Genomic DNA, 13153 nt, shown 5'->3' on the forward strand with positions numbered 1-13153 from the left:
TTGCGAACCCTCCAGGGCTGATGAGAACACAGCAGCTCACCACCTGGGCGAGCGGCGCGGAGCTGTTGCGAACCCTCCAGGGCTGATGAGGACTTGTGGCACCCGGAGGAGCAATGCCTGACTCTTGCGAACCCTCCAGGGCTGATGAGGACGGCGGCGGCGGCGAGGCCGTACCGGTCTGAGACCGGGTTGCGAACCCTCCAGGGCTGATGAGGACTGGCCCAGCCGCCCATCCAGGTGTCGGTGACAGCGTTGCGAACCCTCCAGGGCTGATGAGGACGGTGGGGCACGAGCACCCGCATCCCGCGTCGCCGTCGTTGCGAACCCTCCAGGGCTGATGAGGACCTGCTGAGCATCCGCGCGGCCTGTTCCGCGCGGACCCGTTGCGAACCCTCCAGGGCTGATGAGGACCGAGGACGCTGGGGCGCTGCGCGCCACCGCGGCCCTCGTTGCGAACCCTCCAGGGCTGATGAGGACCGGAGGAGACACTGCGGGTTGTGCAGATGCCGATGCTGTTGCGAACCCTCCAGGGCTGATGAGGACCCCGGCCCGAGACGAGAGGACCCCCAATGGCTGAGTTGCGAACCCTCCAGGGCTGATGAGGACGTCCGCGTCGGCGACCCGGCCGACGCCGAGTACCGGTTGCGAACCCTCCAGGGCTGATGAGGACACGCCGTCCGCCACGCCGGTGCGTGCTGACGTGCCAGTTGCGAACCCTCCAGGGCTGATGAGGACCCGATGGTAAAGCCGCAGGTCACGTCCATCTCGTGGCTCGAGATCACGGCCGATTTTGCGGCGATCCGCCGGTTGTGCATCAGCGCAGGTCAGCACGGTTTGGCTCGGGGTCAAAGGATATCGCTGGAGTTGCCCAGTACGATGCCCAGGCAGGCAGTGTTGACCATGTCCGGAGACCTTGTGGCGTAGGCCATGATGCTGTCCTGGTCGCGGTCGATGACGCTGTTGAGCTCGGCCAACAGGGCTCGGTACTGCGCAGCGGAGAGCTCCCCCTGGAAAACACTGCGCTGTACCCAGTGCAGGTACTTGCGGCAGGTGCGCAGCACTCGCGGGTTGCGCTCAACGGCGGTGTCATAGACGAGGATGGCAAACAGGTCGGGTCACCACCAGGGGCGGAACGGCTTGTAGGGACTTCCTTCCAGGCACAACCGAACCATTTTCAAGGCCTCCAGGTGCAGAAGCTCGTCATAGCTGACCTTGCGCTTGAGTGCTCGGTGGTGGACTGTCACCGCCAGTTCATCCCTGATGAGGGCGGATACCTTCTTTCGTCCGCTCCTACTCAGGGACGCCTTTCCGATGTCGGTCTCGAAGTCGCTGGATTTGAGCGATTTTTGGCTGGCGGCTCGTCGAAGGAGGCGTTCGGCGAACAGTGGCCTGAACAGCTCAGCGAGGTCGAGAGCGAGCGTGTTGCGACGGCGGTCGGTGTCGGAGTGCAGGAAGCCGATCGCCGGATGGAGTGGGGTGGTGCGCAGCACGGACAGCAGCCGGGCATACGTGATGGCGTTGGTGTAGCTAATGAAGGCGTTGCCCGCATTGGTTGGAGGGCGGCGTGTGCGACCGTCCAGACGGAGCCAGGGCGGCAGGAAGGTGTCCAGCACCGCCCAGGCGGTGCGACGGAAGTTGCCTTCCTGACCCATGATCTCGTCACTCGTTCGGCAGCGTGGCAGGGCTTCCCTCAGGGTGTTCAGTGCCGGATCCAGTAAGTGGGTTTCCAGAGACCAGCGGACGTTCTCGGCTGCGGCCTGCACAATGGCCCGTGCAACGGGAAGGCGGCTGTCCGGGTCCTCGGTCACTCCCACCTGGCGGCGGAGCACAGTGGCCGACGACATCGAGTCGGCTGGGCTGATGCTGCCCGCGTAGTTGCCGTAGTGGTCGAGAACGTGGATGGTGACGTGACTGCGGCCGAGCAGAGAGATCGCCGACGTGTTGATGTCGATGTGGTCGAACGCGATCAGGTCACGGATATCGGTGATGGGGATGCGGACGGGGGTGGTGTCCGCGCGTTCGATGCGGATGCTGTTGTCCTCGCGTCGGATTCGACAGGGCTCAGTGAGCCAGTAGGTTCGGCCGACAGCGGCCATCAGTCTCCTCCCCAGCAGTAGTCGTTGTACGAGCAACCTCGGCAGCCCCCGCGGGGTAGGCGCGGAGGCGGGCTACCGCTGTTGATGACCTGGTGGGCGCGCGACAGGGTGGTCTGGGCTTCGGCTCGGGCCTCGGCGTCCCAGGGAACATCGGTGGTACGGCGGATCAGTGGGTAGTGGATGACGCCGCCGCGCACGGTGACGCCTCGCCGTTCGAGGAGCAGGCAGTAGTGCCGGACCTGGGCAGCGTGGGCTGGTGAGGGCGTGCGGGACGACTTGGTCTCGTGAACGACGGCGCCGGTCGTCACCCAGTCGATCTTGGCTTCACCCAGATCGACATCCCGTCGGCGGGAGTGCGTCGTGGCATCGACGACTTCGCCGAACGCGACGAGTTCGTTGCCCTGCTCGGGGCGGTACCCGCGGCTGTAAAGCCACAACTGGCGGGGGCAATGCAGAAGGTACTTAATGTGGACGCCGCCGAGCGTGGCGTCATCAGTGGCGTGACACCGTGGTTCGGTCACAGGACTGTCTCCCGTGGAGGCGGTGGCGGAGTGGTCGCGCTGGGGACACACAGGCCTCTCTCCGATGTGTACGGGGCTGTGGTGACGAAGACATTGAGGCTTTTGTCGAACATGGCGTCAAGCTGACGCAAATATCCGTACCGGACGGGGATGAGCAAGCCGGCGGCTAACAGCGGGTGGCCCTGGCGGTCCCTGCTCAGTTGCCTGAACTCGTCGATGTCGTCCGCGTGCAGCACTTGGGTGCTGTCAAGTTCCTCGTCGAGCCGTCGGGCGAACTCACCGCGGTCCCGGAAGGGTTCGTCGAACGTCAGGAATTCGGTGGTGTGATGGTCCCGGGCCTCGCGCGCCTCCTTCGCCCACCTCTCCCCCCACTCGGTGTCGTAGGCCATGGCCAAGAGCTGGTCGATGTCCTGTTCGGACAGTGTGCTGGTGCCGTGGCTGGTGAGGGTGGTCAGTGCATGCCAGGCCGCGTCCACCGCCGGTGCCGGATAGGGAAGGGTCGATCGGGGGCGGTGGACCCTGAACTCAACCACACCCTCGGGGTGGCGTCCCCGGCGGTTCACTCGCCCTGCGCGTTGGGCCACGGCTTCGACCGGGGCCGCCTCGACCGCGCCACGATCGAAGTCCAGGCACAGGGACACCTCCACTGTCTGGGTGGCCACCACGACGCCACCACGCCTTGCGGTTTCCCCGGAGCGGCGTTCGCCGTGGCGGAGGCTGAGACGCCGTTCGATGGCCGCACGGTCGCGGTTTTTGAACCGGGAGTGCAGGAGGAGCGCGGCGCCGGCGTCACCTGGGCACGCCTCTCGGGCCGCTGGGGCCAGTGTTTCGTAGACGTGTTGCGCAGTGGCGACGGTGTTGGCCACGACCAGGACGCTGTGTCCGGCTTGAAGCCATCCGACCAAGCGTGCCAGGGAGGTCGGGTCGGTGAGCGTGGTGTGATCGAGGACGAGTCGATGCCGTTCGGGACTGGTGTCCGGCGCGGCGCGGTGCACGGTGATCGGTTGGTTGAGGCTCTCCTCGATGAGCTGCGTCATGGGCGGTGCGAGAGTGGCAGACAGCACGGCTACGCGGCTGCCCATGCGTTCCCACAGCCCCATCGCGGAGCACAAACGGCCGAAAGTGACCGGGTCGTAGGCGTGGAGTTCGTCCAGGACGAACGTGCAGTTGGCCTGTTCCAACAGGGCAGAGGAGTGGCTGGGCCCGGCGATGGCTCCCCGTAGAAGCTGGTGAGGGGTGGAGACGCGCACGCGCTGCGCAAACAGCCGCATCACGTTCGCACGCGCTTGAGCCTGTCGGGCCAGCACCTCGGCGGGGGCCGGTGGGCCGACGCGCTGTGCGGGCCCGCGCGGCTCGTCCGCGCTGTTGTCCGTGCAGGGACACTCGTCCTCGATGGCCTGGGCCAGCAGGGTCTGTGCAACGGTGCCGTGTAGAACCCCGATGTCCGGTTCCTTGCCTCCCGGGGGCGGGTCGAGGTCGTTCCTGAAGCGTTGGGCCGCGGCATCAATGGAGGCGCGGTAGGGCAGGACCCACACCATGCGGGGCTGGCCGGGCATCCTGCGAACCTGCCGGCCGGCCCAGGCCAGACCGGCTTCCGTCTTCCCGCTGCCGGTCGGAGCGATGAGGACCAAGTGCCCGTCGGTCTCCGCCGCCAGCCGCTGGTGGGGGTAGGGACGTTCCAATCGTGCCAGGTAGTCGTCAGGAAGCGGCAGGTGGGACTGTGGTGCAACGTGGGCGGAGCCCGTGTGGTCGGCCAGCGTCAGTGCCCCTTGGGCAAGTACCGCGACGAGACCCCTGTGAGGATCGACGGGGTCCTTCCACTCCTGGACGAGCTCGGCGAGGAGATCACGGGCCCGGTGGGCGAGCTTCGAGCCGGCGATGGTCGGCGGTGGATCAGCTTCGAGGGCACCACAGAACCAGGCCAGGAGCTCCCGGTGGAGGTCCGGACGCACCTGCACCTGGTGGGTGTCCAGGCGGGGGCGTCGGGTGAAGGCATCTTCCCAGAGGGTGTGCTCGTTGTATTGCTGAACGAGCGAGCGCTTGCTGCCGCGTCCCTGCCCCCCGTCGGGGAACAGCGGGCGGTGATGGGTGGCCACCAGGACCGCCGTCAGCAAGCGGTCCTGTTGGGTCCAGCCGCAGGCGGAGGCGAGCAGATCCACGTAAGCGAGGGAGAGCACCTCGTGGCGTTCGCCCCAGGGCTCGCCCCCGGGCAGGAGTTGCTGCTGGAACCCCTCGGCCACCTTCCCGGAGTCGTGGAGCAGGCCGGCACGGGACACCCAGGACCAGAACGACGGAACGTCGGCGAGGATGCCGGACGAACCGATCCGGTCCCGGATCTGCCCAACGGCGTCCCGTACCGTCCGGCTGTGCTCCGTCAGGCGTTCCGGGTCGTGGGTGGGTGTGGACTTGGCCCGGACCTCAGCCAGGGTGCGCCGGCCAGAGGTCACCCGGTCAGCAACCACACCGCCTGCCCTTCGTCGTCCCGGTACGCGTCCCGAACGGGGTACTCACCAGCGAACACGTCGCACCACAGGTAGTCCCGCCACACGGTGTGCAGGCGATCAGAGGAGACGCTGGCGGCCAGACGGAAGGCCGACGCCATGGGGGCGTCATGACCGTGCGGCGGGGCCAGGGCGTGACCGACACGTGCGGCCCTGCACGTCCGCAGGGTCGTGAGGCGCCGGCTGATCGGGTGAACGATGTCCTGGGAGCGCCCCAGCCTCAATGGGTACACGGGTCGGCACAGCGACCGCTGGATGCGCTCCCCGTCGGCGTCCGGCAGCCACACGGTCAGGTGGACACCCGTGAGGAAGGCACGGTCCCGAACCGTTGTCCCTCCCTTCACCGCCCGAACTCGCCCCGCGACGGCTGGGTTGGTGCCGTTGGCAGCGATGGGGTGGTAGGTCTCCGCATCCACTCCGCCCCCCTCCGACCAGGCAGCCATGCCGAAGGGACCCGGCTCTCCGTCCCGGCCGGTGGCGGCGGACAACAGACCCCGCACCGTCGAGGGCGGTGGAACCGGCAATCCCCTGCACAGCCCGGGGAACAGCGGGTCTCGGAAGGACGCCACGGGCGCGAAGAACTCCATACGCCAGGCCGGAAGCAGCTCGTCGGCGTCGGACATGGCCACCTACCGCTCGGGATCGTCGAACCAGGAATCCAGTTCTCCGGCCCGTACCTGGGCCGCGAGCGTGCGCAGAACGGCGCGGGGGTGGTCGATGACCAGGGTTCCCTCCTCGATCTCCTTGCGGCAGGTGGTCAGGAACTGCTCCCGCAGATCGTCACGGAACCCTGGGCGCCAACCCACGCGCACCGGCGCCTCCCACTCGCCGTCCCAGGCAGCCAGCTCGGCGCGCAGGACCTCGCCCCGCACCCGGAGACCGGAACCGTCTTCCGCGCCGTCAATGCAGTAGGCGAGCGGGTTGACGCCGCCCTTGAACGGCACCATCAGCAGCAGCGTGGGCAGTCTGTCGCCATAGTGGAGGGCCTTCTTCGCGCCCCCGCTGAGGTGCGCGAGGGACTCCAGGAGGAGTGCCGCCCGTAAGCGCCGCTCCTCGATCGGCAGGCGGACCGCGGGCTGGTTACGGAACGTCGTCGTCGTGGCCCCGGCGGAGACCGCCTCGGCCACGGCCAACGCTTCCTCTGCCGAGAGGTAGTTGGGACGGCCAGCTCCGCTGGAACCGGGAAGGGTGAAGGTGCCGATCCTGGGCATGTCCAGCAGGAACGGCGAGGCCAGGTCCGCGGTGTAGAACTCGTGCCCGTGCAGGACCGGCTCACCAATGCCCCGGGCCATGACACCGAAGTCCTCGGTGGGCACCACTGGCTCGACGGACATGAAGGTGCCGACCATGAACGGACTGTCCCTGAGTGTCGTGCCGGCGTCATCCTTCTTGGCACCGGCCCGCATGTATCCGAACAGGTCGTCATCGACGTACCTCACCGGGTCGGCCGCGGTGTTGGCCTTCTGAGCCCTCCCCTGGGCCTTCCCCACGCGCTCGACCGGCGAGGGGAGCGAACCGAGCTCAATCAGGCCCTCGCGCATCCAGCGACGACCTGCCTGGGCCGAGACGTACGGATACCTCTTGCCACGCACACGCGCAGTCTTCACCCGTGCTGTGGTGTCCTCTCCCTTGCCGTTGTTGGGTGCACCAGCCTCCACCGAGAGCACCATCTTCCCCGCCAGGTAGGCCATTACGCCGCATCCTCCTCGTCCGATTCCAGAATCGGCTGTTCGACGAGCTGCTTGATCCGTTCCTCGTCGTCCGGGTCCGCACCGCCGCCGATGCTGACCCCACGCCGAACAAGCAGCTCAGTGACCGAGAAGAACAGCAGCATGCGCTGCTCCCAGCTCCGCGGCCCCGTGCTGATCAGCGCGGCGCAGTCCTCGGGGCCCGCCGGAGCGGCCCGGCCGTCCAACATCAGTCTCGACTGCGCCTGCATCAACAACTGCCCGAGTTGGTAGGGCTTGAGCGCGACCGCGCGGTACTCGGCGAACCTGCCGCGCGGACTTGCGCTGCCGTGCTCAATCCAATCGACCAGCAGGGTGGCCACGGAGGCCAACCTCGGCTCCATCCCCAGAACCTCCTCGGCGTAAGTGGAACCCAGAGTCGCCAGTGCTCCGAGTTCGTACGGCAACCAGCGGCGCGCGGGGGCGACCAGCAGGTGGTGGATCCGCGTGAGGAACGGCCTGCTGCTGCCGTCCTCCGCTTCGAACAACGAACGGGCGGCCCCCTGCCGGCCGTCTGCGACCACCTGCCCGTCCTTGTCCCGCGCGGTGAGCGCCTGCTCCAACAGGGACCAGCCGGCACGCAGCGGCGCCCGCGCGCCCACCATTGACAGGAACCGGGCGGTGGCGCGCCGGGTCCGGCTCACCCGCAGCCACGGATCCTGGTTGTCGTTCTTGAACGACCACAGCACAGCCGTGGCCGGCAGCTCGGGGGCGAGCTGCCGCAGTGCCACAGCCACCACGTGCTCGGGGCCGGCCGTGGCCGGTAACCCATCGAACCCAACCTGTGCGATGCGACGTGCACGTCGCACGTTGCGCGTTACGAATGCGCGCTCCACCGCCGGTTCCTCACACGTCAGGACTGTGGCCGAGCCGGCGGTCACCCAGGCACCGTACGGCAGGGCCCACATCGCGACCCGGCATCCCCGACAGACCGGCCAGCCGGGGACCCCCGGCGGGAGCGTGTTGATCGCCTTGTCCGTGTCAAACATCGGAAGAACCATCTTGGTCCACACCACACTCGAGGGCACGCCGCAGAACGTGCACGGCCACACCCCGGTGTCATCGCTCTCATCGGTGTCATCGGTGTCATCGGGGGCGAATAACTGACTGATCGCGGGCTGGAGGGCAGCTCGGTCACGCGGCCGCGAGTTGTGCGTGGCCTTGGAGTTGGGGAAGAGAGCGAAAAGGACCTTCCACCAGTCGTACTCCACCGCCTGCCTGCTTGACGCGGCTGCGGCACACACGTCAGCGACGAGACGGTCGGCCACATCCTCGAGATCCTCGACCGAAACTCCCTCGGGCGTGTCCCGACCAGCAAGGACGGTAACGGCCCACGCACCGGAGCGTTGCAGGGGGTGGCTGGTCAGCGTTAACGGCAGCGCGGCCCCAACCGCCACTGTCACTTGATCCATCCAAAACCCTGGACGGTGCACAGGCCCAGTCCCCAGCAGCGGATCGCATCGACGAAGCGGGGGTCCGCCATCATGCGGACGCGCACCACGGCACCGATGCGGAAGGCCTTTTGTACCAGGAACTGCCGACGAGGGCCCGCCTCCACCACGCGAAGGCCGCACGGCTGAGGGAGGCCCAGGAGATCGGCCTTTCGGAACAGGTTCTGTAGCAGCCGGTCCTCATAGTGATCGTCACCGGGTAGCAGATAACGACTGTCATGCTTCAACAGGACCGGCGTGGCGGTAGTCAGCTCCACCTCGCGCGTGGTGTCGGTGCGATTGACATCCACGCTGATCCCTCGGACCGCTAACCGCGCACCACCCCAACGGATCTCGTCCCGCGCCGCCAGCCCCGCTACCAACGCCCCGGCGATCTCGGGAACCGGCGACCCGAACCACAGCGAGCCGTCCTCCGACGTGGTGTAGACGCCGGTCCGGCGGGGGGCGCCCCTGAACAGCGGGCTGGTCAGCCCCAACGGCTTGAGCGGCGACTCCCCCCAGCCGAAGTCGTGCAGCCGCCGGGCCAACTCGGCGTTCTGGCTCCCCAGCAGCCCGTACACCACACCCTGAGCCGGGCCGTGGACCTGCTCCCAGGGAAGGCTCGACACATCGGCTGTCACATCCACCCTGACCCGCACGACTCCCCCTACCACCGCTCTAGCGCGACGCCGGCAGTGTTGCTTTTGAGTGTGATCACCAACGAGTCAGACCCTACGCGGGGAGGCCTGCGGCTACGCGACTTCTACGGAAAGTCATCGAGTGTGAACTTCGTGTGATATAGACCTGGGATGTTGGCGGATACCGCCACCGCCGCCACGGGGTTGAAGAGAAGGGTGGGGATAGTGAACGGGCTCCCTTCCGCCGGACGGCTCTGCGCGGGCGTCCCATCACGTTCTTCCCGCCGTACGCGTTTGACCTGCGATGTTGCACAACCGGCGGGTCGCCGCAGAATGCGCCTGGAGGTGCCCAGTTGGCCATGGTGTGACCTGCGGCTTTACCCTCGGGTCGTCATCAGCCCTAGAGGGTTCGCAACCTGCTCAACTGGGCGAGAACCGTAATGATTTCAAGTCGTCATCAGCCCTAGAGGGTTCGCAACGCGCAGCCCCGGCAGCGCACCTCCAACTGAACCGGTCGTCATCAGCCCTAGAGGGTTCGCAACCCACCCGTGTGCCGGCGCTTCCACGCGTCGATGATCGTCGTCATCAGCCCTAGAGGGTTCGCAACAGGGCCAGCCCTAGGCTCGCGACCATGACGATGAGTCGTCATCAGCCCTAGAGGGTTCGCAACCGTGCTGGAGATCCGCGACCCCTCCCCCGTCCTCGGGTCGTCATCAGCCCTAGAGGGTTCGCAACCCGGGCCCCGGCCCGAGAAGAGTCCGGCACCACCAGGTCGTCATCAGCCCTAGAGGGTTCGCAACAAATGGTCCCTGTACACCCGCATGTCCGGGTGCACGTGTCGTCATCAGCCCTGGAGGGTTCGCAACCTGGCTCGCGCGCTTGAGCCCGACCGGGTGGCGGTCGTCATCAGCCCTGGAGGGTTCGCAACCATTTCGCTGAGGCAAGTTCGGCATCCGCCGATTCCCCAGTCGTCATCAGCCCTGGAGGGTTCGCAACGCGCCCCGGTGGTAGATGGTCAGGCGGTCCGCGAGTCGTCATCAGCCCTGGAGGGTTCGCAACGTTGTCCTCACGCCGTACTGGCCCGGTCCGTTACCGGTCGTCATCAGCCCTGGAGGGTTCGCAACACTGAAGTAGAAGAGGGCACGGACGCGTACGGCGAGGTCGTCATCAGCCCTGGAGGGTTCGCAACTGTTCCGCACGGTTGAACTTCTTCCGCTCCGCTTTCGTCGTCATCAGCCCTGGAGGGTTCGCAACAGGAGCCGGGCGAGGATCTCCGCGTCCTGCTCGCCGGTCGTCATCAGCCCTGGAGGGTTCGCAACGCGTTCACCAGACCGGTGCGGGACCGGCGAGGCGGCCGGTCGTCATCAGCCCCGGAGGGTTCGCAACATGGTGGGCGACCTACCAACGATCGTCACCGAGTAGTCGTCATCAGCCCTGGAGGGTTCGCAACGGGCTGATCGGCTGCCACCGGGTCGCCCTGCACGCCGTCGTCATCAGCCCTGGAGGGTTCGCAACGGGATCAGGCGGGCCGCGCGGGCGGCGGACAAGGGGTCGCCATCAGCCCTGGAGGGTTCGCAACAAGACCGTGACGAAGCTGGTCGCGGCCAGGCGTCTGGTCGTCATCAGCCCTGGAGGGTTCGCAACAGACGCTGACCGAGCGGGTCCGCGACCGGGCCGCGCGTCGTCATCAGCCCTAAAGGGATCGAGGCGGGGCGAACGCCCCCCGGGGGATCGCCGGCGACCCACGTCCCTTCCTCCCCCCAGCCCACCCACGAGGTAGCGAGTTGCATATTTCTGCAATTAGCTACATAGTGAGATAGTGAGCAATGCGGGGCGTGCCGAGGCGCCGTCCGTGAGTGAAGGGGGGCGCCCGTGGGCGGGGAGTTCGGCGCCGCGGTGCGGGAGCGGGTGCGCAGGGCGCGGCTGGCCTGGGAGGAAGCGGTCGGGGGCGGGGACGTCTTCGAGATCGCCGTCGCCCGGGGTGAGCTGGACGAGGCGCTGTGGGTGGCCCGGGAGCACGGGGTCGAGACCGGCCCCGAAAGGGGCGGGCGGTCCGCGGACGGGGTTGCCGACGAGGGCCTGGACGAGTAGGAGCTGAGGTACGGATGCCGGTGCCGTTGTACCAGGCGAAGGCGGAGTTCTTCCGGATGCTGGGGCACCCGGTGCGCATCAGGGTGCTGGAGCTGCTCCAGGGCGGGCCCATGGCGGTGCGGGACCTGCTGACGGAGATCGAGATCGAGCCGGCCGCCCTGTCACAGCAGCTTGCCGTGTTGCGGCGGTCGGGGATCGTGACGTCCACCCGGGAGGGGTCCACCGTGGTCTACGAGCTGGCCGGCGGGGACGTCGCCGAGCTGATGCGGGCCGCGCGGCGCATCCTCACCGAGATGTTGGCGGGGCAGAACGAGCTGCTGGCGGAGCTGCGGGAGGCCGAGGTCCCGGCCAAGTGAGCGCGCTCGTCGCCCGGGCGTGGGCCCGGGTCCGTTCCGTGCTGCCCGCACGCGCCGACCTGGCCGTGATGGGGCGCCAGCCGCGTCGGGACCTGTTGGCCGGGTTGACGGTGGCGATCGTCGCGTTGCCGCTGGCGCTGGGCTTCGGGGTGTCCTCGGGCCTGGGTGCCGAGGCCGGGCTGGCCACCGCGGTGGTGGCCGGGGCGCTGGCGGCCGTGTTCGGTGGGTCGAACCTGCAGGTGTCCGGGCCTACGGGCGCGATGACCGTGGTGCTGGTGCCGATCGTGGCGGCCCACGGGCCGGACGGGGTGCTGGCGGTGGGGCTGCTGGCCGGGCTGATCCTCGTGGGGCTGTCGCTGGCGCGGGCCGGGCGGCTGATGTCGTTCGTGCCGGCGTCGGTGGTTGAGGGGTTCACCCTGGGCATCGCCTGCGTGATCGGGCTCCAGCAGGTGCCGGGCGCGCTCGGGGTGGACAAGCCCGAGGGGGACAGGGTGCTTGTGGTGACCTGGCGCGCCCTGGAGGAGTTCGCCGCGGCGCCGAACTGGACGGCGTTGGCGCTCGCGGGTTCGGTGGCCGGGGCGATGGTGGTCGGGGCCCGGTGGCGGCCCACGGTGCCGTTCTCGATCGTCGCGGTGATCGGCGCCACCGTCGTGGTGCGCCTGTTCCACCTGGATTCCGTGGCCACCATCGGTTCCCTGCCGGCGGGGTTGCCCGCTCCCTCGCTGGGGTTCCTGGACGTGTCCGCGGTGCCCTCGCTGCTGGCGCCCGCGGTGGCGGTGGCCGCGCTCGCGGCGCTGGAGTCGCTGCTGTCGGCGCAGGTGGCGGACGGCATGACGGTGGACCAGAAGCACGACCCTGACCGGGAGCTGTTCGGGCAGGGCCTGGCGAACGTGGCCGCGCCGCTGTTCGGCGGGGTGCCGGCGACCGGGGCGATCGCGCGGACGGCGGTCAACGTCCGTACCGGCGCGTCGTCCCGACTGGCCGCCCTGGCCCACGCGGCGGTGCTCGCGGTCATCGTGTTCGCCGCGGCGCCGCTGGTCTCCGAGATCCCGTTGGCGGCGCTGGCCGGGGTGCTGATCGCGACCGCGGTGCGCATGGTGGAGGTGGGTTCGCTGCGGGCCATGGCCCGGGCCACCCGCTCCGACGCCGCCGTGCTGGTGCTGACCGCGGCCGCCACGCTCGCCCTCGACCTGGTGTACGCGGTCGTCATCGGGTTGGTCGTGGCGGGCGCCCTGGCGCTGCGCGCGGTGGCCCGGCAGGCCCGGATCGACCAGGTGGACGTCCGGCCCGACCTGCCCGGCGAGCACAGCGCGGAGGAGCGCGCGCTGTTGGCCGAGCACATCGTGGCGTACCGCATCGACGGGCCGTTGTTCTTCGCCGCCGCGCACCGTTTCCTGTTGGAGCTGACCGAGGTCGCCGACGTGTCGGTGGTGATCCTGCGCATGTCGCGGGTGACCACCATCGACGCCAGCGGTGCCCTGGTGCTGGGGGACGTGATCGAGAAGCTGGAGCGGCACGGCGTGACGGTGTACGTCTCGGGGATCCGTGACGGGCACCACCGGCCGTTGGAGGCGTTGGGCGTCATCACGCGTCTCGACGCGGCCGGCCGGGTCTTCGCCACCACGCCCGGGGCCATCGCCGCCGCGCGTTCCGGGTTGCAGCGGGCGGGGGTGCTCTCGGGGGCCGCCGCGGGGCCCGCGGGGTGACCGGTGGGGGCGTTGGTGTCGCCCCGTACGTCCGCCGGGGACGGTCAGGCCCTCTTGTCACCGCAACGAGGACGACCTAGGTTAACG

The 13153-nt window shown here is 68.6% G+C and carries 11 protein-coding genes and 2 CRISPR repeat arrays; of the genes, 3 read left to right on the forward strand and 8 right to left on the reverse strand.

Features of this window, described 5'->3' with window-relative positions; all coding sequences use genetic code 11:
• Window positions 1–64: 64 nt before the first annotated feature.
• A CRISPR array of direct repeats spans window positions 65–735; the repeat unit is 29 nt; unit sequence GTTGCGAACCCTCCAGGGCTGATGAGGAC.
• Between the two features lie 110 nt (window positions 736–845).
• From cas2 to cas6, 8 genes are read right to left on the reverse strand one after another with little or no spacing between them, the layout of a single operon-like run.
• Complete coding sequence (cas2, locus tag A3IG_RS0108155; RefSeq protein WP_026220020.1) at window positions 846–1109, reverse strand: CRISPR-associated endonuclease Cas2; 264 nt, start codon at window positions 1107–1109, stop codon at window positions 846–848.
• Between the two features lie 6 nt (window positions 1110–1115).
• Complete coding sequence (cas1b, locus tag A3IG_RS0108160) at window positions 1116–2096, reverse strand: type I-B CRISPR-associated endonuclease Cas1b (RefSeq protein WP_018383062.1); 981 nt, start codon at window positions 2094–2096, stop codon at window positions 1116–1118.
• Window positions 2096–2617 carry a CRISPR-associated protein Cas4 gene (locus tag A3IG_RS0108165; RefSeq protein ID WP_018383063.1) on the reverse strand — a complete coding sequence of 174 codons (522 nt, stop codon included), beginning with the start codon at window positions 2615–2617 and terminating at the stop codon, window positions 2096–2098. Before A3IG_RS0108165 ends, cas1b begins: the two co-directional genes overlap by 1 nt.
• Window positions 2614–5064 carry a CRISPR-associated helicase/endonuclease Cas3 gene (locus A3IG_RS0108170; RefSeq protein WP_018383064.1) on the reverse strand — a complete coding sequence of 817 codons (2451 nt, stop codon included), beginning with the start codon at window positions 5062–5064 and terminating at the stop codon, window positions 2614–2616. Before A3IG_RS0108170 ends, A3IG_RS0108165 begins: the two co-directional genes overlap by 4 nt.
• The gene (gene cas5, locus A3IG_RS0108175; RefSeq protein WP_051087426.1) at window positions 5061–5741 is read right to left on the reverse strand and encodes a CRISPR-associated protein Cas5; all 681 of its coding nucleotides are present in this window, start codon (window positions 5739–5741) and stop codon (window positions 5061–5063) included. Before cas5 ends, A3IG_RS0108170 begins: the two co-directional genes overlap by 4 nt.
• 6 nt (window positions 5742–5747) lie before the next feature.
• Window positions 5748–6809, reverse strand: a complete 1062-nt coding sequence (gene cas7i, locus A3IG_RS0108180) for a type I-B CRISPR-associated protein Cas7/Cst2/DevR (protein WP_018383066.1) — start codon at window positions 6807–6809, stop codon at window positions 5748–5750.
• The gene (locus A3IG_RS0108185) at window positions 6809–8257 is read right to left on the reverse strand and encodes a hypothetical protein (RefSeq protein WP_051087423.1); all 1449 of its coding nucleotides are present in this window, start codon (window positions 8255–8257) and stop codon (window positions 6809–6811) included. The genes cas7i and A3IG_RS0108185 overlap by 1 nt, the downstream gene beginning before the upstream one ends.
• Window positions 8245–8922: a CRISPR-associated endoribonuclease Cas6 gene (gene cas6 / locus A3IG_RS0108190; protein WP_236719115.1), complete on the reverse strand. Its 678-nt coding sequence runs from the start codon at window positions 8920–8922 to the stop codon at window positions 8245–8247. The genes A3IG_RS0108185 and cas6 overlap by 13 nt, the downstream gene beginning before the upstream one ends.
• 378 nt (window positions 8923–9300) lie before the next feature.
• Window positions 9301–10557: direct repeats of the CRISPR family, unit length 29 nt; unit sequence GTCGTCATCAGCCCTGGAGGGTTCGCAAC.
• A gap of 228 nt (window positions 10558–10785) precedes the next feature.
• On the opposite strand from cas6, the gene A3IG_RS28965 reads away from it, so the two are divergent.
• The 3 genes from A3IG_RS28965 to A3IG_RS0108205 are packed head-to-tail and all read left to right on the forward strand — an operon-like array spanning window position 10786 to window position 13066.
• The gene (locus A3IG_RS28965) at window positions 10786–11004 is read left to right on the forward strand and encodes a hypothetical protein (protein ID WP_018383069.1); all 219 of its coding nucleotides are present in this window, start codon (window positions 10786–10788) and stop codon (window positions 11002–11004) included.
• A gap of 14 nt (window positions 11005–11018) precedes the next feature.
• Window positions 11019–11360 carry an ArsR/SmtB family transcription factor gene (locus A3IG_RS0108200; protein ID WP_018383070.1) on the forward strand — a complete coding sequence of 114 codons (342 nt, stop codon included), beginning with the start codon at window positions 11019–11021 and terminating at the stop codon, window positions 11358–11360.
• Complete coding sequence (locus A3IG_RS0108205; RefSeq protein ID WP_018383071.1) at window positions 11357–13066, forward strand: SulP family inorganic anion transporter; 1710 nt, start codon at window positions 11357–11359, stop codon at window positions 13064–13066. Before A3IG_RS0108200 ends, A3IG_RS0108205 begins: the two co-directional genes overlap by 4 nt.
• Window positions 13067–13153: the final 87 nt, after the last annotated feature.

This window comes from Wenjunlia vitaminophila DSM 41686 (assembly GCF_000380165.1).
Taxonomy (GTDB): Bacteria; Actinomycetota; Actinomycetes; order Streptomycetales; family Streptomycetaceae; genus Wenjunlia; species Wenjunlia vitaminophila.

What these genes read in the sequence shown, in the direction of transcription:
- cas1b (WP_018383062.1), bottom strand. Translation starts at nt 2,096, where the DNA reads ATGGCCGCTGTCGGCCGAACCTACTGGCTCACTGAGCCCTGTCGAATC.
- cas5 (WP_051087426.1), bottom strand. Translation starts at nt 5,741, where the DNA reads ATGTCCGACGCCGACGAGCTGCTTCCGGCCTGGCGTATGGAGTTCTTC.
- cas7i (WP_018383066.1), bottom strand. Translation starts at nt 6,809, where the DNA reads ATGGCCTACCTGGCGGGGAAGATGGTGCTCTCGGTGGAGGCTGGTGCA.
- A3IG_RS0108185 (WP_051087423.1), bottom strand. Translation starts at nt 8,257, where the DNA reads ATGGATCAAGTGACAGTGGCGGTTGGGGCCGCGCTGCCGTTAACGCTG.
- A3IG_RS0108200 (WP_018383070.1), top strand. Translation starts at nt 11,019, where the DNA reads ATGCCGGTGCCGTTGTACCAGGCGAAGGCGGAGTTCTTCCGGATGCTG.